Source organism: Mesoflavibacter sp. CH_XMU1422-2, from assembly GCF_037029245.1.
Taxonomy (GTDB): Bacteria; Bacteroidota; Bacteroidia; order Flavobacteriales; family Flavobacteriaceae; genus Mesoflavibacter; species Mesoflavibacter zeaxanthinifaciens.
Window position 1 is genome coordinate 358,041 of sequence record NZ_JAYMEE010000092.1, and the last position, 19,156, is coordinate 377,196.

At 31.5% G+C, this 19,156-nt stretch carries 22 protein-coding genes and 1 tRNA gene; 12 read left to right on the forward strand and 11 right to left on the reverse strand.

The window, feature by feature from the left end:
- The first annotated feature begins 1 nt into the window (after position 1).
- Both nqrF and WA340_RS14555 read left to right on the forward strand, forming a co-directional pair.
- Entirely contained in the window at positions 2-1,312 is a 1,311-nt protein-coding gene (gene nqrF, locus WA340_RS14550) for an NADH:ubiquinone reductase (Na(+)-transporting) subunit F (protein WP_027881110.1), read from the forward strand.
- Positions 1,313-1,374: 62 nt separating this feature from the next.
- A complete protein-coding gene (locus WA340_RS14555; RefSeq protein WP_336129612.1) occupies positions 1,375-2,235 on the forward strand; it encodes a DUF4846 domain-containing protein in 861 nt (286 codons plus the stop codon).
- On the opposite strand, the gene WA340_RS14560 is transcribed toward WA340_RS14555, so the two are convergent.
- Entirely contained in the window at positions 2,196-2,669 is a 474-nt protein-coding gene (locus WA340_RS14560; RefSeq protein WP_304141006.1) for a Na(+)-translocating NADH-quinone reductase subunit F, read from the reverse strand. The two genes, WA340_RS14555 and WA340_RS14560, sit on opposite strands and share 40 nt — an antisense overlap.
- Positions 2,670-2,746: 77 nt before the next feature.
- On the opposite strand from WA340_RS14560, the gene WA340_RS14565 reads away from it, so the two are divergent.
- Positions 2,747-3,124 carry a Na(+)-translocating NADH-quinone reductase subunit F gene (locus WA340_RS14565; RefSeq protein ID WP_336129613.1) on the forward strand — a complete coding sequence of 126 codons (378 nt, stop codon included), beginning with the start codon at positions 2,747-2,749 and terminating at the stop codon, positions 3,122-3,124.
- A 5-nt stretch (positions 3,125-3,129) separates the two neighbouring features.
- Positions 3,130-4,113 carry an FAD:protein FMN transferase gene (locus WA340_RS14570; RefSeq protein ID WP_336129614.1) on the forward strand — a complete coding sequence of 328 codons (984 nt, stop codon included), beginning with the start codon at positions 3,130-3,132 and terminating at the stop codon, positions 4,111-4,113.
- A gap of 2 nt (positions 4,114-4,115) precedes the next feature.
- On the opposite strand, the gene WA340_RS14575 is transcribed toward WA340_RS14570, so the two are convergent.
- Genes WA340_RS14575 through map form a run of 4 tightly spaced genes read right to left on the reverse strand, consistent with a single transcriptional unit; the run spans position 4,116 to position 6,533 of the window.
- On the reverse strand, positions 4,116-4,490 hold the full coding sequence (locus WA340_RS14575) for a DUF423 domain-containing protein (RefSeq protein WP_336129615.1): 375 nt from the start codon (positions 4,488-4,490) through the stop codon (positions 4,116-4,118).
- Between the two features lie 8 nt (positions 4,491-4,498).
- Positions 4,499-5,266 carry a class I SAM-dependent methyltransferase gene (locus WA340_RS14580; protein WP_336129616.1) on the reverse strand — a complete coding sequence of 256 codons (768 nt, stop codon included), beginning with the start codon at positions 5,264-5,266 and terminating at the stop codon, positions 4,499-4,501.
- 25 nt (positions 5,267-5,291) lie between these two features.
- Entirely contained in the window at positions 5,292-5,666 is a 375-nt protein-coding gene (locus WA340_RS14585) for a GxxExxY protein (protein ID WP_336129617.1), read from the reverse strand.
- Positions 5,667-5,714: 48 nt separating this feature from the next.
- The gene (gene map / locus WA340_RS14590; protein ID WP_336129641.1) at positions 5,715-6,533 is read right to left on the reverse strand and encodes a type I methionyl aminopeptidase; all 819 of its coding nucleotides are present in this window, start codon (positions 6,531-6,533) and stop codon (positions 5,715-5,717) included.
- A 122-nt stretch (positions 6,534-6,655) separates the two neighbouring features.
- On the opposite strand from map, the gene WA340_RS14595 reads away from it, so the two are divergent.
- A complete protein-coding gene (locus tag WA340_RS14595; protein WP_336129618.1) occupies positions 6,656-7,927 on the forward strand; it encodes an acetyl-CoA hydrolase/transferase family protein in 1,272 nt (423 codons plus the stop codon).
- Here WA340_RS14595 and WA340_RS14600 read toward each other — a convergent pair.
- The 4 genes from WA340_RS14600 to WA340_RS14615 form a co-directional block, all read right to left on the reverse strand.
- Positions 7,924-8,322, reverse strand: coding sequence for a BT0820 family HAD-type phosphatase (locus WA340_RS14600; protein ID WP_336129619.1), 399 nt, complete (start codon positions 8,320-8,322; stop codon positions 7,924-7,926). The two genes, WA340_RS14595 and WA340_RS14600, sit on opposite strands and share 4 nt — an antisense overlap.
- Before the next feature lie 129 nt (positions 8,323-8,451).
- Positions 8,452-9,969 carry a 2,3-bisphosphoglycerate-independent phosphoglycerate mutase gene (gpmI, locus tag WA340_RS14605; RefSeq protein WP_336129620.1) on the reverse strand — a complete coding sequence of 506 codons (1,518 nt, stop codon included), beginning with the start codon at positions 9,967-9,969 and terminating at the stop codon, positions 8,452-8,454.
- Positions 9,970-10,049: 80 nt separating this feature from the next.
- Positions 10,050-10,811: a M48 family metalloprotease gene (locus WA340_RS14610; RefSeq protein WP_336129621.1), complete on the reverse strand. Its 762-nt coding sequence runs from the start codon at positions 10,809-10,811 to the stop codon at positions 10,050-10,052.
- 98 nt (positions 10,812-10,909) lie between these two features.
- Positions 10,910-11,848, reverse strand: a complete 939-nt coding sequence (locus tag WA340_RS14615; RefSeq protein WP_336129622.1) for a GNAT family N-acetyltransferase — start codon at positions 11,846-11,848, stop codon at positions 10,910-10,912.
- A gap of 51 nt (positions 11,849-11,899) precedes the next feature.
- Between WA340_RS14615 and WA340_RS14620 the strand changes: the two genes are divergently transcribed.
- Together WA340_RS14620 and WA340_RS14625 are read left to right on the forward strand one after the other, a co-directional pair.
- Positions 11,900-12,325: a GNAT family N-acetyltransferase gene (locus WA340_RS14620; RefSeq protein WP_106680216.1), complete on the forward strand. Its 426-nt coding sequence runs from the start codon at positions 11,900-11,902 to the stop codon at positions 12,323-12,325.
- 48 nt (positions 12,326-12,373) lie between these two features.
- A tRNA-Gly gene (locus WA340_RS14625) sits at positions 12,374-12,446 on the forward strand.
- Between the two features lie 302 nt (positions 12,447-12,748).
- Here the strand turns inward: WA340_RS14625 and pepE are convergent.
- The gene (gene pepE, locus WA340_RS14630) at positions 12,749-13,456 is read right to left on the reverse strand and encodes a dipeptidase PepE (RefSeq protein ID WP_336129623.1); all 708 of its coding nucleotides are present in this window, start codon (positions 13,454-13,456) and stop codon (positions 12,749-12,751) included.
- A gap of 113 nt (positions 13,457-13,569) precedes the next feature.
- On the opposite strand from pepE, the gene WA340_RS14635 reads away from it, so the two are divergent.
- The 5 genes from WA340_RS14635 (at position 13,570) to WA340_RS14655 (ending at position 18,564) form a co-directional block, all read left to right on the forward strand.
- Positions 13,570-14,385 (forward strand): carboxypeptidase-like regulatory domain-containing protein, encoded by an 816-nt coding sequence (locus tag WA340_RS14635; RefSeq protein ID WP_336129624.1) that lies wholly within the window; start codon positions 13,570-13,572, stop codon positions 14,383-14,385.
- Positions 14,360-15,169, forward strand: a complete 810-nt coding sequence (locus tag WA340_RS14640) for a hypothetical protein (RefSeq protein ID WP_336129625.1) — start codon at positions 14,360-14,362, stop codon at positions 15,167-15,169. The genes WA340_RS14635 and WA340_RS14640 overlap by 26 nt, the downstream gene beginning before the upstream one ends.
- A 57-nt stretch (positions 15,170-15,226) precedes the next feature.
- Positions 15,227-15,727 carry a DUF6702 family protein gene (locus tag WA340_RS14645; RefSeq protein ID WP_336129626.1) on the forward strand — a complete coding sequence of 167 codons (501 nt, stop codon included), beginning with the start codon at positions 15,227-15,229 and terminating at the stop codon, positions 15,725-15,727.
- A gap of 62 nt (positions 15,728-15,789) precedes the next feature.
- Positions 15,790-18,099 carry a M1 family metallopeptidase gene (locus WA340_RS14650; protein WP_027881127.1) on the forward strand — a complete coding sequence of 770 codons (2,310 nt, stop codon included), beginning with the start codon at positions 15,790-15,792 and terminating at the stop codon, positions 18,097-18,099.
- 135 nt (positions 18,100-18,234) lie between these two features.
- Positions 18,235-18,564, forward strand: a complete 330-nt coding sequence (locus WA340_RS14655) for a thermonuclease family protein (RefSeq protein WP_336129627.1) — start codon at positions 18,235-18,237, stop codon at positions 18,562-18,564.
- Positions 18,565-18,606: 42 nt separating this feature from the next.
- On the opposite strand, the gene WA340_RS14660 is transcribed toward WA340_RS14655, so the two are convergent.
- Positions 18,607-19,152: a DUF4136 domain-containing protein gene (locus WA340_RS14660; RefSeq protein ID WP_223077378.1), complete on the reverse strand. Its 546-nt coding sequence runs from the start codon at positions 19,150-19,152 to the stop codon at positions 18,607-18,609.
- Between the last annotated feature and the right edge of the window lie 4 nt (positions 19,153-19,156).

Genomic DNA, 19,156 nt, shown 5'->3' on the forward strand with positions numbered 1-19,156 from the left:
TATGATTTTAGCAGCAAGTACATTAGGAACAGTTTTAACAACTGTTATCGCATTCTTAGTAATAACATTGGTATTAGTATCATTATTATTATATGTTAAGCAAAAATTATCACCATCAGGTCCTGTAACTATAAAAATAAATGGTGAAAAAGAAATTGAAGTATCATCAGGTGGTACATTATTATCAACATTAGGTAACCAAAAAATATTCTTGCCATCTGCATGTGGTGGTGGTGGAACTTGTATCCAATGTGAATGTCACGTTTTAGATGGTGGTGGAGAAGCTTTACCAACAGAAACACCTCACTTTACAAGAAAAGAATTACAACACGGTGCACGTTTAGCTTGTCAAGTAAAAGTTAAACAAGACATGGAAATTACGATACCAGAAGAAGTATTTGGTATCAAAAAATGGGAAGCAACAGTTGTACGTAATTACAATGTAGCCTCTTTTATTAAAGAGTTTGTAGTTGAAATCCCTGAGGATATGAATTACAAGGCTGGTGGATATATTCAAATTGAAATTCCTAAATGTGAAGTGAAATATTCAGATATGGATATTACCGCACATCCAGAAGAACACGATTCACCAGATAAGTTTCAGGCAGAATGGGATAAATTCAATTTATGGCCATTAGTAATGAAAAATGATGAAACTGTAGAACGTGCTTACTCTATGGCTTCTTACCCAGCAGAAGGTAGAGAGATTATGTTAAATGTTCGTATTGCAACGCCACCATGGGATAGAAATAAAAATGGATGGATGGACGTAAACCCAGGTGTAGCATCATCATACATATTTAACTTAAAGAAAGGTGATAAGTGTGTAATCTCTGGACCTTATGGTGAATTCTTTATTAACGAATCTGATGCAGAAATGCTTTACGTTGGTGGAGGAGCAGGTATGGCACCAATGCGTTCTCACTTATATCATTTATTCAAAACATTAAAAACAGGACGTAAAGTAACATATTGGTATGGTGGTCGTTCTAAGCGTGAATTATTCTATATTGAACATTTCCGTGAGTTAGAAAGAGATTTCCCTAACTTTAAATTTTACTTAGCTCTTTCAGAACCTTTAGAAGAAGATAACTGGAAAGTTAAGAAAGATATACATGATGAAGAAGGAGATGGTTTTGTAGGGTTTATTCACAATTGTGTAATAGATAATTACTTAAATCATCATGATACACCAGAGGATATAGAGTTATATTTCTGTGGTCCTCCTTTAATGAATAAAGCAGTACAAAAAATGGGTGAAGATTTTGGTATTCCAGATGAAAACATCCGATTTGATGACTTTGGAGGATAGAAACTTTCCAAAAATATTAAAAAGCTCAATACGAAAGTATTGAGCTTTTTCGTTTTTATTAAATGAAAAAAATTACTCTAATACTAATCATCATTATTGCTCTTGTATTTTTAGGTTTTAATAATAGAAAAACTTCATTTGTAAAAGGACTTGTAAAACCAACATCTTCATTGATTAATGAAGATGGCTTAACAATAAAATCACGTGTCAAAGTTCCTGATGGTTTTACACGTGTATCTTACCCAAAAGGATCATTTCAAGAGTATTTACGTAATTATAAACTTAAAACCTTTGGTAGTAAAATTATAAACTATGATGGCTCAGAATACTTTTGGCAATCTGGACATATTGGTATTTTAGAAATACCTGTAACTACAAATGGTTTGCAGCAATGTGCAGATGCATTAATACGTGTTAGAAGTGAATATTTATGGGATAACAACAGAAAAGACGAAATAGGTTTTAATTTTACTAGTGGACATTATTGTTCTTGGAAATACTACTCAGAAGGATACCGTCCAAAAATTAATGGTAGTAAAGTAAGTTTTCATAAAACAGCAAAAGCAGACTATAGCAAAGCCAATTTTTATAAATATTTAGATTTAATTTATATGTATTCTGGTACGTTGTCGTTGTATAACGAGTTAGAAAAAATCACTTCAATTAAAGATTTGAAAATAGGAGATATGCTTATTCGTGGCGGTACGCCAGGTCATGTAGCTATTATTTGTGATGAAATTATAAATGAAAAAGGAGAAAAACGCTTTCTGCTTTTTCAAGGTAATACGCCAGCACAAAGTGTGCATTTAATAAGAAATTTAGAAGATAGTAAAATGTCACCGTGGTATGATTTAAAGATGAATGCGATAATACCTGTTTCTAATTATACCTTTTCAAATTCAAAATTTGTACGTTTTAAATAACTATTTTTTGTAATCGAATCTTTAAATATATTAGAATAATCCATAATGTTTTCAATGTTATCAAAAACGCAAAGCACCTTAATTGCTTCATTTAAACCATTAAATAAAGTGTCTTTATGCGTTGAGTTTTTTGGTTTTTTATGCTTGTGATGTAATGGCAATTGGTAACCGCAACCTTTTAAAAATGCAGCTTCAATTTTTAGTAATTCTAAAGGTGAATACCCATTAAATGTTCTACCCAAATTTTGATGTACTAATCCAAGGTAATTCAACTTTAAAGAACCATGATCATCAGATAAATGTTTCCAAGCGTCTTTTTGGTCTAAAATATTTCCAACAGCACATTGTTTGCAGCATTCAGGATTTAATGTGTTTTCATTAAAAGCTATATATAGTTTATTTATAGCGTTTTCAAATCTTTTAGTCGTTTTCATTTTTAATTTCTTAACGATTTTCTTCTTTTAAAATAAGAAAATTTCAGCAAATAAATGTTAAAGCGTATTTTTGTGCTATGAGTAAACCGTTAACAAAACAAGAACTACATAATTTAGCGATGAATCATGTTGGAAAAGATTTAGAACAACGTGGTTTTGAATTTATAGCAATAAACAGTAAGCTAAAAAAACATCCGCAATTTGTGTGTATGGATAAAAATAAACAGTACTATTTTGTTATTGTAAAAGCTGTGATTTTACCCGAAAATGCTAATAATTATGACATTGTTTGGATGGAATCTTTTAAAAAACATGCACAAGATCATAATGCCAAAATATTATATGCAGGTGTTGGTTTGGGTAATCCTAATGGCGAAGATTTACCAATTTACTTAAACGAAGAATACTTGATAGAATACAACGGTTTTCAGGTTATAGAAACTCATTTAAATTAAAATTTATGTTACATCGTTTTGCTTCAATTTTATTATTGTTAGTTGTTTTTATATCGTGTAAAAACGAACCTGAATTAGTAAAAATTCAAGGTCCTGTTTTTGGTACCTCGTATCAAATTCAATATTACGATTTAGACAATAAAAGTTATCAAAAACAATTTGATAGCATTTTTGAAGTATTAAACCAATCCATGTCAAACTACATTCCGTCTTCAAATATTTCAAAAATTAATAGAAACGAAATTGTAAATACAGATCCTCATTTTGACACTGTTTTTAAGGCAGCTAAGAAAATTTATAGAGAAACAGAAGGAGTTTTTGATCCAACCATTGGTAAGTTAGTAAACGCATGGAATTTTGGATCAGAGAATAATAAATCTGCTGTAGATAGTATTAAAGTGGATAGTTTAATGAAATCTGTAGGTTTTAATCGTGTTGGTGTTGTAAACGGAGTTATAATGAAACGCACTAATACGTTTATAGATTTTAATGCTATAGCTAAAGGTTATGGTGTAGATGTTATAGCAGATTTTTTAGAAAGTAAAGGCATAACTAATTATTTGGTAGATATAGGAGGAGAGTTAAGAGCTAAGGGAATAAATTTAAATAAACAAAAAGAATGGGCAATTGGCATAGAAAATCCAAATTTTGATGGCTCTCAAAGTTATTCTAAGATTATTGGTATTACAGATAAAGCTATGGCTACTTCAGGAACTTATAGAAAGTTTAAAGTAGACGAAAACGGAAATAAATACGCACACATAATAAACACAAAAACAGGTTATCCAACACGAACCAGAATCTTAAGCGCTTCTGTAATTACAGATAAATGTATGATGGCAGATGCTTATGCTACAGCATTTCAAGCCATGGGAATAAAAAAAGTAGATTACTTTTTAGCAAAACACCCAGAATTACAAGTGTATTTAATTTTTGAAAATGAAAAAGGTAAGTTAGAAACGAAGTCTTTTAATGGTTTCCCTGAATAAAATTAAAAGTTAATAGCTTTAAGTATTAATAACAACCAACCAGCTACGAAAAGTAGACCACCAATAGGCGTAATAGGTCCAAGAAACTTTATTTTCTTTCCTTTAGCATCACTTAAAACCAAACCGTAAATACTAAAAGAAAAAAGTGCAATACCTAAAGTGAAACACCAATACATTGCAGAAGTTGAAAACTGAAAATTAAAACCAAGAAGTAACAAAACAATAGCATGATACATTTGGTATTTTACACCAGTTTCAAAACTTTTAAGTTGATCATCTGATAAGATTTTCTTTAAAGCATGAGCTCCAAAAGCACCAAATATTATGGCTAACATGCCAAAAGATGCACCTGTAATGATAAAAACTTGTTGTGTCATAATAGTTTCTATTTGTAACAAACAGGAATAATTTCCCCTTTTGCTAAACGATATTTGTCTGTTTTTTCTGAAGAAAGTTTACTTGTATAATCTACTTCTTCAACTTTAAAACCTATGCTTCTAAGTTTATCAAAATAATCACGACCGTAAATGCGTACATGATCGTATTGACCAAAAATTTCAGCACGTTCTTTTTTGTCTGTAATGGTGTTATCCTCAAAAGTAGTTTCACGATTTAAGTCTTGCGGTATTTGCAAAATCGCCATTCCGTTTGGTTTTAAAACACGATACAACTCTTGCATCGCTTTAATATCATCAGAAATATGTTCTAAAACGTGATTACATAAAATAACGTCGTAAGTATTATCTTTAAAAGGCAAATCGCAAATATCTGCTTTTACATCTGCTAAAGGTGATAATAAATCGGTTGTCGTGTAATCTAAATTTTTAAGTTGCCTAAAGCGTTTGTAAAATGCTTGTTCTGGAGCAAAATGAAGTACTTTTTTATTAGAAGTAAAAAAATCGGTTTCATTTTTTAAATAGAGCCATAAAAGTCTATGTCTTTCTAAGCTTAATGTAGAAGGCGACAGTACATTAGGTCTTTGTTTGCCGTATCCATAAGGTAAAAAAGACTTAAAACCCTTGCCATCTATTGGGTCTGTATATTTTTTGCCTCTTAAAACAAAAGCTAAAACAGGTCTAACAATATAGCTTAACCTAATTAGCAATGGTCTTGGAATAAAATTAAGTATGTATTTAAAGAGTTTTTTTGACACTAATTTCACGAATTAACACAAATTATTACAAGACAATTCGTTTATATTTTAAACTTTCATCACCAAAATTAATTAATAAACCTAATTTTAATTTTGAGACAGCAAGATAGTTTAATGTTTGTTTTACATGAGCAGAACTTAAAGCTTCAATAGCTTTTAGTTCTAAAATTATTTTATCATCAATGATAAAATCTGCTTTATATTTATGAGGTAAAGTGTTTCCTTTATAGCTTATTGCAAATTTAGTTTCTCTAGAATAAGCTATATTGTTATCAATTAATTCGATTTCTAAAGCATCAGCATATACAACTTCATTAAAACCTTTTCCAAGTTGGTTATGTACTTCCATACAAAGACCAATTATCTTATAAGCTTCATCTTTATAAATTAAATTTTTCAATAGAAAGTGAATTATTAGTGAGAATTAGTGTAATTCGTGTCTTTAGGTCTATAAAACTAAAGCTTGCTGTCTAAATTCATCTTCCTCGTTACTTTCAATACCTAAAGTGTCATAAATGTATTTAAAAGTAGATAATAGCTCTGGTTTACCATCTACAATAGCAACATCATGCTCGAAATGTGCGCTAGGTTTACCATCTAAAGTTGTAATTGTCCAGCCATCACGGTGTTGTTTAATTCGTTTTGTTCCCATGTTTATCATAGGCTCAATAGCTACAACCATACCTTCAATAAACTTTTTTCCTCTTCCTCGTTTTCCGTAATTTGGCATTTCTGGATCTTCGTGCATAGTTCGGCCTAATCCATGACCAACTAATTCTCTTACCACGCCAAAACCATGATCTTCGCAATATTTTTGAATAGCGTAACCTACATCTCCAACGCGGTTTCCTAATTTAAACTCTTTGATACCAACATACAAAGATTCTTTAGTAACTTGAAGTAGTTTTTCTGTTTCAGGATCAATTTCACCTACAGCAAATGTGTAAGCATGATCACCGTAAAAACCATCTAAAATAGCACCACAATCTATAGATATTATATCTCCTTCTTCAAGTGGCTTGTCGTTAGGAATACCATGTACCACTTGTGAGTTAGGACTCATACAAAGTGTGTTAGGAAAATCGTATAGCCCTAAAAATCCAGGTATAGCTCCAAGATCTCTTATGTGTTCTTCTGCAATTTTATCTAGTTGAAGTGTTGTTACACCAGGTTTTACAGCTTTAGCAACTTCGCCTAAAGTTTTAGACACTACTAAAGCGGCTTGGCGCATTAATTCAATTTCTTCTTTTGTTTTTACTATAATCATAATCTCTAAAATATCTGCAAATATACTTAAAATAAAAGTCAATTTTCTTTTAGAAACATGACTTTTAGCAGGATTTATCTATACTAAGCATTGTAATTTTGTAAAATAAAAACAAAGTTAATATGTATTCACCAGTAACCGCAGAAGAAGCAGTAAAAGTTATAAAGTCTAATGATAGAGTATATGTGCAAGCTGCAGCAGCTGCACCGCAATCTTTAGTAAAAGCAATGTCTGCCAGACACGAAGAACTAAAAAATGTTGAAATATGCCACTTACATACCGAAGGTGAAGCACCTTATTCAAATCCGGAGCTTAAAGATAGTTTTCATGTTAACTCATTTTTTATAGGTAAAAATGTACGTCATACTTTAAAAGCAGGAAATGGCTCTTACACACCAGTTTTTTTAAGTGAATTACCGCTTCTGTTTAAAAGAAATATAATTGATTTAGATGTAGCTTTAATCCATGTATCGGTACCAGATAGACATGGATATTGTTCTTTAGGCGTTTCTGTTGAAGCAACATTAGCAGCAATAGATAATGCAAAAATTGTAATAGCTCAAATTAATAAATATATGCCACGTACACATGGTGCTGGTATTATTCATATTTCTGAAATTGATCAATTTGTAGAACATCACGAACCATTACCAAGTCACGATGCATTACCACCTAATGAAGTTGAAGCAAAAATAGGCGAATATGTAGCCAATTTAATTGAAGATAGAAGTACGTTGCAAATGGGAATTGGAAGCATTCCAAATGCAGTTTTAGCTCGATTAACTAATCACAAAGACTTAGGTTTACATACCGAAATGTTTTCTGATGGTGTTATAGATTTAATCTTAAAGGATGTAATTAATGGTAACTATAAAGAAATTAATCGTGGTCGTGCTTTGGCTACTTTTTTAATTGGTTCGCAAAAGTTATATGATTATGTAGACGATAACCCATTTATAGAAATGCGTGCATCAAATTACACAAACGATGTTTCGATTATTAAACAAAATCCAAAAATGGTAGCCATTAATTCTGCTATTGAAGTAGATGTGACGGGACAAGTTTGTGCAGATTCTATTGGTGCGCATATGTATTCTGGAGTTGGTGGACAAATGGACTTTATTAGAGGCGCATCTTTAAGTGAAGGCGGTAAAGCAATTATAGCATTACCATCTGTAACTAGAAATGGTATTAGTCGAATTGTACCATCTTTAAAACCAGGTGCTGGTGTAGTAACTACTAGGTCGCACGTACATTATGTTGTAACAGAATTTGGTGTGGCTAGCCTTTATGGGAAAACTATTAAAAAGCGTATAAAAGCTTTGGTTAATATAGCTCATCCAGATCACAGAGAAGAAATAGATAAAGCGTATTTTGAAATGATTGGTTGTTAAAATTTAAACCAGCCTTTTTTCTTAGGTTTTGATTGTTGCGGTGTTTGGTTGGTAAGCATTTGATAAATTTCTCCCCAACCTAAAATACCACCAATATTACGATCGTCTATAAATAAATCGGCATTAATTTTTCGGCTTACATCACCTTTAAACGTTTCTTCAGGAAAACTTTTATTTACAGCGTAAAAGTCTATACCGTTGTCTTTACAGAAATTAACAGCTTCCTCTAGACGTTTACCATGTCTATAGGTCCAAAGTATAAGTCGATGACCATCATTTTGAAGACATTTTAAGGTTTCAAAAGCAAACAAACGAGGTTTGCCTATACCTGGATATGCATCTTCTACAATAGTGCCATCAAAATCTACAGCTATTATTTTTCCTTGTATATTCATTTATATAGAAATAAGATTGTAAAAGTACAATAAATTTAATTTTTTGAATTTAAAATTCAATTGATTTAAAATGAAAAATCCGCTTCAATACGAAGCGGATTTTTTAATTACAATTATATTTATTTAGTATTAAACTAAAGGTTTTTGCGTCATCGCTTCAGGTTGCTTTACACCCATTAACTTTAAGATAGTTGGTGCCATATCTCCTAAAATACCGTTTTCTATATGTTTTAATTCGTTATCAATTAAAATAACAGGGACAGGATTTGTAGTATGTGCTGTGTTTGGGCTACCATCAGGATTTATCATAGTTTCGCAATTACCATGATCGGCAATTAAAAGTGTTGTATAACCGTGATCTAATGCAGTTGTTACCACTTTTTCAACACATTTATCTACTGCTTCGCAAGCTTTAATTGCAGCGTCCATAACACCAGTGTGACCAACCATATCACCGTTTGCAAAATTTAAACAAACAAAATCTGTTGTTTCATTTTCTAATTCTGGTACTAAAGCATCTGTAAGCTCGTAAGCACTCATTTCTGGTTTTAAATCGTAGGTTGCTACTTTTGGTGAATTTTTTAAAATACGTTTTTCACCATCAAAAGGTGTTTCGCGTCCTCCAGAAAAGAAAAATGTAACGTGTGGATATTTTTCAGTTTCAGCAATTCTGATTTGTGTTTTATTATGTTTTTCTAAAACTTCACCTAAAGTATCTGTTAAATTTTCTTTGTTGAAAACTACGTTTATGCCTGTAAACGTTTCGTCATAATTTGTTAAAGTCACGTAGTATAAATTCAACTTATGCATGTTTTGCTCATGAAAATCACGTTGTGATAATGCTTCTGTTAATTCGCGACCACGATCTGTTCTAAAGTTGAAAAATATAACTACATCATCTTCTTTAATAGTAGCTATTGGGTTACCATTAGTATCTGTTTTGATGATTGGTTTGATAAATTCGTCTGTGATATCATTATCGTAATTTGTCTGAATTTTATTAGATAAATCCTGTGTTTTTTCACCTAAACCATTAACAATAGCATCATACGCTAGTTTAATACGTTCCCAACGTTTGTCTCTGTCCATTGCATAATAACGACCAGTTATACTTGCAATTTTTGTGTTTGTATTTGAAGTGAAATTTTCTAAATCTTCAATAAATCCTTTACCAGATTTTGGGTCTACATCACGACCATCTGTAAACGCATGAACAAAACTGTTTGTTACTCCAGCATTTTGAGCAGCTGTAATTAATCCCTTAATATGGTTAATGTGCGAGTGTACGCCACCACTACTTACTAATCCTAAAAAATGAACATTTTTACCTTCCGCTTTAGCGTAATTAAAAGCATCTATTAATACTTGTTCTTTGGCAAGTGTGTTATTTTCTACAGCAAGATTAATTTTTGCTAAGTCTTGATAAACAATGCGTCCTGCACCAAGATTCATGTGGCCAACTTCACTGTTCCCCATTTGTCCTTCTGGAAGACCAACATGCAGTCCATCTGTACGCAGTTGTGCGTTAGGAAATTTAGTGTATAAACTGTCTATAAAAGGTGTGTTAGCATTATCTATTGCCGATACTTTTGGGTCTGGAGATTTTCCCCAACCATCTAGTATCATTAAGATGACTTTTTTATTCATTACTGTAAGTTTTATTATAACAAATATAAAAACAAAAGTCCTGCATTTGCAGGACTTTGTTGGTTTTCTACTAAATCGTTTTAGTTTATTGTGTATTTTTTAATAGAGGCTTTAATTTTTTCAATTCTATTTTCTGGATCGGGATGAGTACTCTGGAATTCTGGTACGCGATTTGGACCAGCTGCTTGTTTTAAAATTTGCATAACGCCAATCATTTCTTCTGGATCATACCCAGAACGCATCATAAAACGTACACCTAAGTCGTCACTTTCTAACTCATCACCACGACCATTTTTTAATAGTTTAGACATGCCATATTGACTAACTACATCTCCCATATTACCGCCAACAGAACCTGCAGTTGATAAACCTTGCCAAAGCTCAGAATTTGCAATACGCTCTGCACTATGACGACCAATAACGTGACCAATTTCGTGCCCTAAAACACCAGCTAGTTGGTCTTCGTTTTCTAATTTAGAAAATAGGGCATAGGTGATAAAAATTTGTCCGCCAGGTAAGGCAAAAGCGTTAATAGTATTTTTATCTGCTAGTAAATGAAATTCATATTTATAAGGCGTGTCTTTTGCAACACTATTTTGTACTAATTTATTGCCAACTCTGTCTACAAATACTTGATACTCTTGGTTTGGATATAATCCACCATGTTGTGCCGCCATTTGATCTCGACTTTGCAAACCCATTTGAATTTCTTGGTCTGGCGTCATAGAGATTGCTTGTTTCTTTCCTGTGTACTCATTTGTTTCCATTGAGTTGTAATATTTAAACAAAGCAAATGCAGCAAGAAGAACACCAATTAGAAGTCTACCTTTAAAATTTCTCATGATAATTGATTTAGATAAAGCAAATTACGAAAGTTCAACGTTAAATGTTGAGTTTATTTTTTTTGGTTGAATGAATTTAGACAAAATACAAATAAAATCTATAATCGTTTATACATTACATAATGAGGACCAACTTTAGGGACTTCAAATTGGTTCCCAATAATTGTAAAACCTAATCGCTTGTAAAATCCAACAGCAATTAATCTAGCATCAAACCAAAGTAGTTTAGTTCCTTTTTGTTTTACCATTGTTTCGGCTGTTTCTACTAGTAATCTGCCAAATCCATAGCCTTGAAACTGTTCTAAAACTCCCATTCCGCGTAAGCGATATTGGTTTTGTTCTTCAAATTTTTCATTGTTAAGTTTCATTAAACTAACTACACTAGACAACTTGTTTTTATAATATAAACCTAAGTGAAATGTGTCTTTATGATCATCAAAAGTTAGCTTGCAATCTTCAATAGGTCTGCCAGTTCTTAAAACAGGATGACGTACTGGATAGGTTTGTAAAGCTGTGATTTGTTTTATTTCTATATTAGGATTTTCTGTTTTATATAAGTTTGCAGGCATGCCAGTATAATTAAAGGTTTTTATTAATTGCATATTGCATTTTTCTAGAACTTTATGTGAGGCATAATTTTCTATATGTGCATGTGCATATATGGTTTGTAAATGTAATTTGGTAAATCCATAAGTTATTGCAGCTTGACAGCTTTCGGTAGCGTAACCGTTATTCCAAAATTGTTTAAAGAAGCGATAACCAACTTCAACTTTGTTTTCTTTAGGATGAAATTTTAATCCGCACCAACCTAAAAACAGATCTGTTTTTTTATCGCAAACTGCCCATCTTCCCATATTATGTTTTTCGTATTCTTTGTAGTTTAATAGGAATTGCTCTGCTTCATTTAAAGAAGAAAACGGTTTGTCTCCAGTATATTTTAGTACGTCTTGGTCAGAATTCATCTCGTAAAAATGAATAGCATCATCTACAGAAAATTCTCTTAAATATAACCGTTGTGTACTTGCTTTGATTTGCATTATTTGTATAATAGTATTTCAAAATTAACTAATTTTGTAATAAAAATTGAGATGTCTTTTAAGTTTAAAATAATAGATAAAACTGAAATTTTCAGCATTATTCCGTTAATGCAAAAATTAACTAATAATGCTAATTCTGATGCAGTATTAAAAGAGCGTTTTGCCGAAATGATTACTCAAAATTATGAGTGTGCAGGTGTTTATGATGGTGATACTTTAATTGGTATGTCAGGAATGTGGTTTCAAACAAGACATTACGTTGGTAGAAGTATGGAAGTAGATCATGTTTATATTGAAGAAAAATATAGAGGAAATGGTCTTGGTAAACTTTTTTTTAAGTGGTTATACGATTATGCCAAAAGTAAAGGTTGTACTACTTGTGAATTAAATACTTACGTTCAAAACTACCCGTCACACAAATTTTATTATAACGAGGGTTTTGAAATTTTAGGCTATCATTTTTTAAAGAAATTATAATTTTTTGCAAATAATTAAAATCTTTGTTTATATTTGCCACCGCAAAAAGCGGGAGTAGCTCAGTTGGTAGAGCGTCAGCCTTCCAAGCTGAATGTCGCCGGTTCGAACCCGGTCTCCCGCTCAAAAAGCTTCATCAAAAACGATGAAGCTTTTTTATTTCAAGAAATATTTAAACGCTCTAAGATTAGGGTGAGAAGTTTATACTGAGCGTAGTCGAAGTAAAACCGGTCTCCCGCTAAAAAAAAATCTCATCAATTTGATGAGACTTTTTTTATTTTAATCCTTATAATTTATTGTGATGCTTTTATCATATCGAGCATATTGAGAAATCTCATCTTAATAATATGAATATGAGATTCCTCCTCGTACCTCGTTCGGAATGACATACTTTGATGAAAAATAATTTTTTTAAATTTTTGTGCTTTACTTCAATTCATTTAAGAATGTATCAGGATCAACTTCGTAAGGTTCTTGATTGTGCTCAAAAATGCGTGCTTGTAAATTTCCTTTTAATTGTAAATTGTTGTCTTTAACTTCTATCCAACTTCCCTCGCGTAAACCAATTACTGGTTGTGTGTTAAATTGATGAAATTCTTTTATTCTGGTTTCTCTAGTTTCACCCATGTGTTTGCTACTTGGGTTTGGATCTAAATAGTGTGGATTAATATTAAATGGCACAAAACCTAATGTTTTAAAACTTGGCGGATAAACAATAGGCATATCATTAGTTGTATTCATGGTAAGACCACAAATGTTGCTTCCAGCACTGGTTCCTAAATACGGAGTTCCTTTTTTTATGGCGTCTTGTAAGCTTTCAATTAAATTAAATTTGTAAAGAGCATTGACTAAAACAAAGGTGTTTCCGCCACCAACAAAAATACCTTTTGCGTTGTCTATTGCTTCTTTTGGGTTTTTAAAAGTATGTAAGCCAATTAATTTTTTTTCAATTTTATTAAAAGCATTGCTAGCTTTTTCTGTATACTGTTTATGTGTGATTCCGCTAGGTCTAGCGTAGGGAATAAAGATAACTTCTTCTGTGTCTTTAAAATGAATTTTTAATGTGTCTAAAAGATAGTCTAAATATTGACCGCCATGTACGGTAGAAGTGCTTGCAATAATTATTTTCTTCATTGTAATAATAGTTTTTGTAAATTTATGTAAAGCTAGCTTTTAACAAAAGTTTAGTGCCTAATTAGAATTAAATTAAGAGTAAAAATGCTTAATTTACAGTAAAATCAACCGTTATGAAATATTTTCTATCCTTATCTTTATTCTTCTTCACTATTTTTTCTTTAGCTCAAGATTCAACAAGAGTTACTGTAAAAGGTAAAATTATTGTAAATACACCAGATGTAGAAGGTGTTACCGTTTTTAATATATCTTCTAATAAAGGAACAATTACAGATGAAAAAGGTGAGTTTACCTTGCAAGTTATGCTTAATGATAAGGTAGAGGTGTCTGCGCTTCAGTTTAAAGACTTTAGTTTAACTGTAACAGAATCTATTATTAAAAATAAACAAATGACTGTTTTTTTAGTAGAACGAGTTAATAAGTTAGACGAAGTTGTGATATTACCATACGATTTAACTGGTGTTTTAAAAGAAGATATTGAAAGTGTAGAGGTGTTTAATCCAGATATGGATGCTATTTATTTTGGAGTAGATGATATTTCTGTTTACGAGTTTTCTGATGATCAATATAGTAAGGTAGAAAATTATGCAGCGATGAATCAAAATGATCGTATACGTTATCAAGCTAACGGTGTTGCAATTGTTGAAGGTTTGGTAAATTTAATTTTTAAACCAAAAAAGAAATCTAAAAATACTAATACAGAAACAGAGAAAATACCAACCCAGACTTTAGCAGATAAATACCAACATGATTATTACACTAAAAATTTTAACATACCAGAAGAACAAGTAGAAGCTTTTATAGCATTTGTGCAAAATAATGATTTTGATGTATCTCTTCTAGAAAAAGGTAATGAGATGCAACTAATAGAGGATTTAAACAAAAGGAGCAAAAAATTTTTAAGTGAGAATCCAGTTGAAAAAGAGTAGTCAGCTTTTTATTTTATTAGCTTTTATTGTACAATTTTCAATATCTCAAACGGTTACAATAAAAGGGCAAATAGTTGCAGATGATGATTTAGAAAATATTCATGTTCTAAATAAAACTTCTTTAACAAATGCTACAACAGATAGTTTAGGAGTTTTTAAAATCAAGGCAAAGCAAAATGATACTATTGTTTTTTCAGGTGTCCAATATCAAGTCTTAGTTAAAGTTGTATCAGAAGAAAATATTAAGACAAAAACTTTAAACGCAAAATTAGAATTATTTACTAATGATCTGGATGAAGTTTTTTTAACCAAACAACTTTCTGGAGATTTAAATAAAGATGTTTCTTCCTCAACAGCAAAAGCAGATATTAACTTTTATGATGTAGGTATACCTGGTTACAAAGGAAAACCATTAACCCAAAACGAAAACCGACTTAATGAAGCAGGCGGAAACGAAAAAATGTTTGCAATAGGCTTAGGTGCTGCTGTTAACTTTAATAAGTTTTTAAACACTATTACAGGTCGCACAAAAATGTTAAAAGAACGTGTAAGATTAGAAAGTAATGACGCGTTATTAGCTAGATTAAAAAATGATTTAATCGAAGATTTTTTTACCCAAAATCCCTTACCAGAAGACAAAAAAGACGAGTTTTTTTACTATTGTCAAGAAGATCCAAACTTTAGACCAAGATGTACAAAAAGTAACTTAGAAGCATTACAATTTTTTACAGATAAGTATAATGAGTTTATTAAAAATGTAAGTCAAATACAAAATGATAATTAATTAGAATGGTTTTTGGTTACTAACCATTAGATTTGTGACTCTAAATAATACACTTAAATGAAATCAATTAAACTAATATCTGTAATAGCAATTTTCTTTTTATGCTCTTTTAATACACTACACAAATATTATGTAAGTATTACACAAATAGAGTTTGTTGAAGAGCAACAATCAGTACAAATAATTTCTAGAATATTTATTGATGATTTTGAAAGTGTATTAAGAAAAAGATACGACGAAAATATAACTTTAGATAGAGGTGATGACGAAACACAAATAGACGATTATATAAAAAAATACCTTTTAACAAAGATTGAAATATCAATAAATAACCAAGAGGTAATACCAAATTTTATAGGCAAAAAATATGATGATGGTATTATGCATTGTTACCTAGAGATAGAAAACATAAAATCAATTTATACTTTTCAAATTAAAAATAAAGTTTTGTTTGATATGTTTGAAGATCAAAAAAACGTTATAAGAACCAACATTAATAACAAAAATAAAACCGTGGTATTAACTGCACAGAACGATAAAGGTTTGTTAAACTTTTAGTAAAGCCTTTATAGCAACGTTAAATTTTGTTAAATTCACATCCTTTATAACTAATTCTAAAAATGAAAAAACTAAAGTATTTATTCCTTTCAGCTTTATTTGTTTCAGCAAGTGTATTTGCGCAAGACCAAGCTGAAGACAAAAAAGAAAGACAACCAGGTCATACTAACAACAACAAGTTTAAGCAATTATACGACGAGTTTTCTACACCAAACATGTTTAGAACAGCGTCTGGTGCACCAGGTCCTGCTTATTACCAACAACAAGCAGACTATAAAATGGACATCGAGTTAGACGATGTTAACGCTAGAATTTACGGTGAAGAAACAATTACGTACACTAACAACTCACCAGACAACCTAGAGTATTTATGGGTGCAATTAGACCAAAATATGAGAGCTAAAGACTCTAAAACACCTTTAATCCAAGGAAGCGGTATAGCACCAGCACAACAAACATCATCTTTTGCTAATAGCTATATGACAGAAGGTTTTGATGGAGGCTTTAACATAGAATATGTAAAAGATGAAAAAGGTAATGCTTTACCACACATGATTAATCGTACAATGATGAGAGTAGAGATGCCTTCAGTATTAAAATCTGGAGACCAATTTACTTTTAAAATTAAGTGGTGGTATAATATTAATAATCACGTAGAAGGAAGAGGTCGTTCTGGTTACGAATACTTTGAAGAAGACGATAATAGAGCATACGTTATAGCTCAATTTTATCCTCGTATGGCAGTTTATAATGATGTAGAAGGATGGCAAAACTCTCAATTTTGGGGACGTGATGAGTTTGCACTACCATTTGGTAATTTTGAGGTTAACATTACAGTGCCAGAAGATCATATGTTAGATGGTACAGGTAAATTAACTAACCGTAAAGATGTTTTTTCTAAAGAAATGATGAAACGTTATGAGAAAGCAAAAAAATCTTATGAAGAGCCTGTTTTAATCGTAACAGAAGAAGAAGCAAGAGCAGCAGAAAAAACAAAAGCAACAAAGAAAAAAACATGGAAGCTATATGCTGAAAATGTTCGTGATTTTGCATTTACAACATCAAGACGCTATATCTGGGATATGATGGCTGTTAAAATAGGAGATAAAGATGTAATGGCAGTATCATTATATCCTAAAGAAGGAAATCCTTTGTGGGAAGAATGGTCTACAAAAGCAGTAGCAAGTACTTTAAAAACGTATTCACGTATGACTTTTGATTACCCATATCATAAAGCAATTTCAGTTCATGCTAAAAATCAAGGAATGGAATACCCAATGATTTGCTGGAACTATGGAAGACCAGATGCAGATGGTAATTATAGCGATCGTGTAAAATACGGAATGATAAGTGTAATTATTCATGAGGTTGGACACAACTTCTTCCCAATGATTGTTAATAGTGACGAGCGTCAATGGACATGGATGGATGAAGGTTTAAATACATTTTCTCAATACGTAGCAGAACAAGATTTTGCAGAGTGGTATCCGTCTTCTTTATCTCCAGGTATGGACAAGTATCCTTCACGACGTGGTCCTGCAGAAAAAATTGTTAATTACATGGGTGGTGATCAAGATTACATAGCACCAATTATGACAAAAGGTTTAAATACATATCAGTTTGGTAATAATGCTTACGGAAAACCAGCTACAGCGTTAAATATTTTACGTGAAACAATTATGGGACGCGAATTATTTGATTACTCTTTTAGAACATATGCACAAAGATGGATGTTTAAACACCCAACTCCAGAGGATTTCTTTAGAACAATGGAAGATGCTTCTGCTGTAGATTTAGATTGGTTTTGGAGAGGATGGTTTTATACAACAGATTATGTAGATATAGCAATTAAAGATGTTAAAAAGTTTTATGTATCTAATGAACCAACACAGCAAATCAAAGACATGGTTAAAGCGCGTGGTATGAGTTTAAGCGATTTACCACCATTAGTTTACATGGTAGAAGAAGGAAGTGAAGATTACAAAGAAGACATGAAAGCAAAAAGCTTAATGGAAGGTTCTCAATCACTAAAAGAATACATTATGGATAACTTTACTCCTGCAGAACAAAAGCAATTAAAAGAGCCGAAGTATTTTTATAATGTGACTTTTGAAAAACCAGGAGGATTGGTAATGCCAATAATTGTAGAGTATACTTATGCAGACGGAACATCAAAAACAGAAACTTACCCAGCGCAAATCTGGAGACTTAACGATAAAGAAGTAAGTAAAGCTGTAGCTTCTGAAAAAGAAATTGTAAAAATTACAGTAGATCCAAAACTAGAAACTGCAGACGTTGACACATCAAACAACACTTGGCCAAAAGAAGAGCAAACAAGCGAGTTTGATAACTTCAAACAAAATAAAGATTAATCATAAAGGCTTTATTAAGTTATAAATCTAACCCTTAAAACTTAAGTTTTAAGGGTTTTTTAATGCATATAATAGTCAGCTTGACCGCATTTAATTTAGTTTTTATATATTTAAAAAGCTATTAAACAATTAGATATGTACAATTATAAAGCCAAAATTATAGACGTTTATGATGGAGATACTGTAACTGCAATGGTAGATTTAGGTTTTTTACATTTTCAAGAAATGAAATTACGTCTTTACGGTATTGATACTCCAGAGATTAGAGGAGAAGAAAGAGAGCAAGGTATTGTTGTTAGAGATATACTAAGAGAAATGATATTAGGGAAAGAAGTAACAATACGTTCTTACAAAGATAAACAAGGTAAATATGGTCGTTATTTAGCAAATATTATTTTAGAAGATGGATTAGAAGTTAATCAATGGTTAGTAGATAATGGTCACGCTAAAGAATATTACCCTTAAAATACAAAAAGGCGACTATTTAATTAGTCGCCTTTTTTATTCTTATTGCATGCTACCAGGAGGATATTTCTCCATGATTTTTGCAACAAATTCTTTTATTCTTTGTTCTTTCTTTTCCATATTAGAACTTAAGTAACCTGTACCTTGTCCTTGCCAGACTAATTCTTTTTTCTTAGCGTCTATAAGGTCTACAAATAAAACACCTTGTGTTCTGGTAGAAACATTAGGTTGCATATTCCAGCCCCATCCCCATCCAGGTGCGCCCCATCCCCAAGCACCAAAGCCCCAAGAGTTATTATAAACATCAACACGTTGATTAGATTTGGTAAAAATGCTAACTAGCATATCAGGATTTTCTGATTTTGTGTATCCTTTTGCTAATAACTCTGCTTCTATTGCACGTAAGATACGTTTTTTATCAAGGTCGCTTATTTCAGCTTTATCTATACCAGATTTGAAGAAAGCAAACGTTTTGTATTGGTTAAAATCTACATCTCTATCATAATCTGCAGCAACTCTAACCGAGCTACAAGATGTAATAACCATAGCAATTAGAGCAATTGGTAAAAGTTTAATGATTGTTTTCATAGCG

What these genes read in the sequence shown, in the direction of transcription:
- WA340_RS14660 (WP_223077378.1), bottom strand. Translation starts at nt 19,152, where the DNA reads ATGAAAACAATCATTAAACTTTTACCAATTGCTCTAATTGCTATGGTT.
- map (WP_336129641.1), bottom strand. Translation starts at nt 6,533, where the DNA reads ATGATTATAGTAAAAACAAAAGAAGAAATTGAATTAATGCGCCAAGCC.
- WA340_RS14560 (WP_304141006.1), bottom strand. Translation starts at nt 2,669, where the DNA reads ATGAAAACGACTAAAAGATTTGAAAACGCTATAAATAAACTATATATA.
- WA340_RS14555 (WP_336129612.1), top strand. Translation starts at nt 1,375, where the DNA reads ATGAAAAAAATTACTCTAATACTAATCATCATTATTGCTCTTGTATTT.
- WA340_RS14645 (WP_336129626.1), top strand. Translation starts at nt 15,227, where the DNA reads ATGAAATCAATTAAACTAATATCTGTAATAGCAATTTTCTTTTTATGC.
- WA340_RS14595 (WP_336129618.1), top strand. Translation starts at nt 6,656, where the DNA reads ATGTATTCACCAGTAACCGCAGAAGAAGCAGTAAAAGTTATAAAGTCT.
- WA340_RS14575 (WP_336129615.1), bottom strand. Translation starts at nt 4,490, where the DNA reads ATGACACAACAAGTTTTTATCATTACAGGTGCATCTTTTGGCATGTTA.
- WA340_RS14655 (WP_336129627.1), top strand. Translation starts at nt 18,235, where the DNA reads ATGTACAATTATAAAGCCAAAATTATAGACGTTTATGATGGAGATACT.
- WA340_RS14650 (WP_027881127.1), top strand. Translation starts at nt 15,790, where the DNA reads ATGAAAAAACTAAAGTATTTATTCCTTTCAGCTTTATTTGTTTCAGCA.
- WA340_RS14610 (WP_336129621.1), bottom strand. Translation starts at nt 10,811, where the DNA reads ATGAGAAATTTTAAAGGTAGACTTCTAATTGGTGTTCTTCTTGCTGCA.
- pepE (WP_336129623.1), bottom strand. Translation starts at nt 13,456, where the DNA reads ATGAAGAAAATAATTATTGCAAGCACTTCTACCGTACATGGCGGTCAA.
- WA340_RS14600 (WP_336129619.1), bottom strand. Translation starts at nt 8,322, where the DNA reads ATGAATATACAAGGAAAAATAATAGCTGTAGATTTTGATGGCACTATT.
- nqrF (WP_027881110.1), top strand. Translation starts at nt 2, where the DNA reads ATGATTTTAGCAGCAAGTACATTAGGAACAGTTTTAACAACTGTTATC.
- WA340_RS14620 (WP_106680216.1), top strand. Translation starts at nt 11,900, where the DNA reads ATGTCTTTTAAGTTTAAAATAATAGATAAAACTGAAATTTTCAGCATT.
- WA340_RS14615 (WP_336129622.1), bottom strand. Translation starts at nt 11,848, where the DNA reads ATGCAAATCAAAGCAAGTACACAACGGTTATATTTAAGAGAATTTTCT.
- WA340_RS14635 (WP_336129624.1), top strand. Translation starts at nt 13,570, where the DNA reads ATGAAATATTTTCTATCCTTATCTTTATTCTTCTTCACTATTTTTTCT.
- gpmI (WP_336129620.1), bottom strand. Translation starts at nt 9,969, where the DNA reads ATGAATAAAAAAGTCATCTTAATGATACTAGATGGTTGGGGAAAATCT.
- WA340_RS14570 (WP_336129614.1), top strand. Translation starts at nt 3,130, where the DNA reads ATGTTACATCGTTTTGCTTCAATTTTATTATTGTTAGTTGTTTTTATA.
- WA340_RS14565 (WP_336129613.1), top strand. Translation starts at nt 2,747, where the DNA reads ATGAGTAAACCGTTAACAAAACAAGAACTACATAATTTAGCGATGAAT.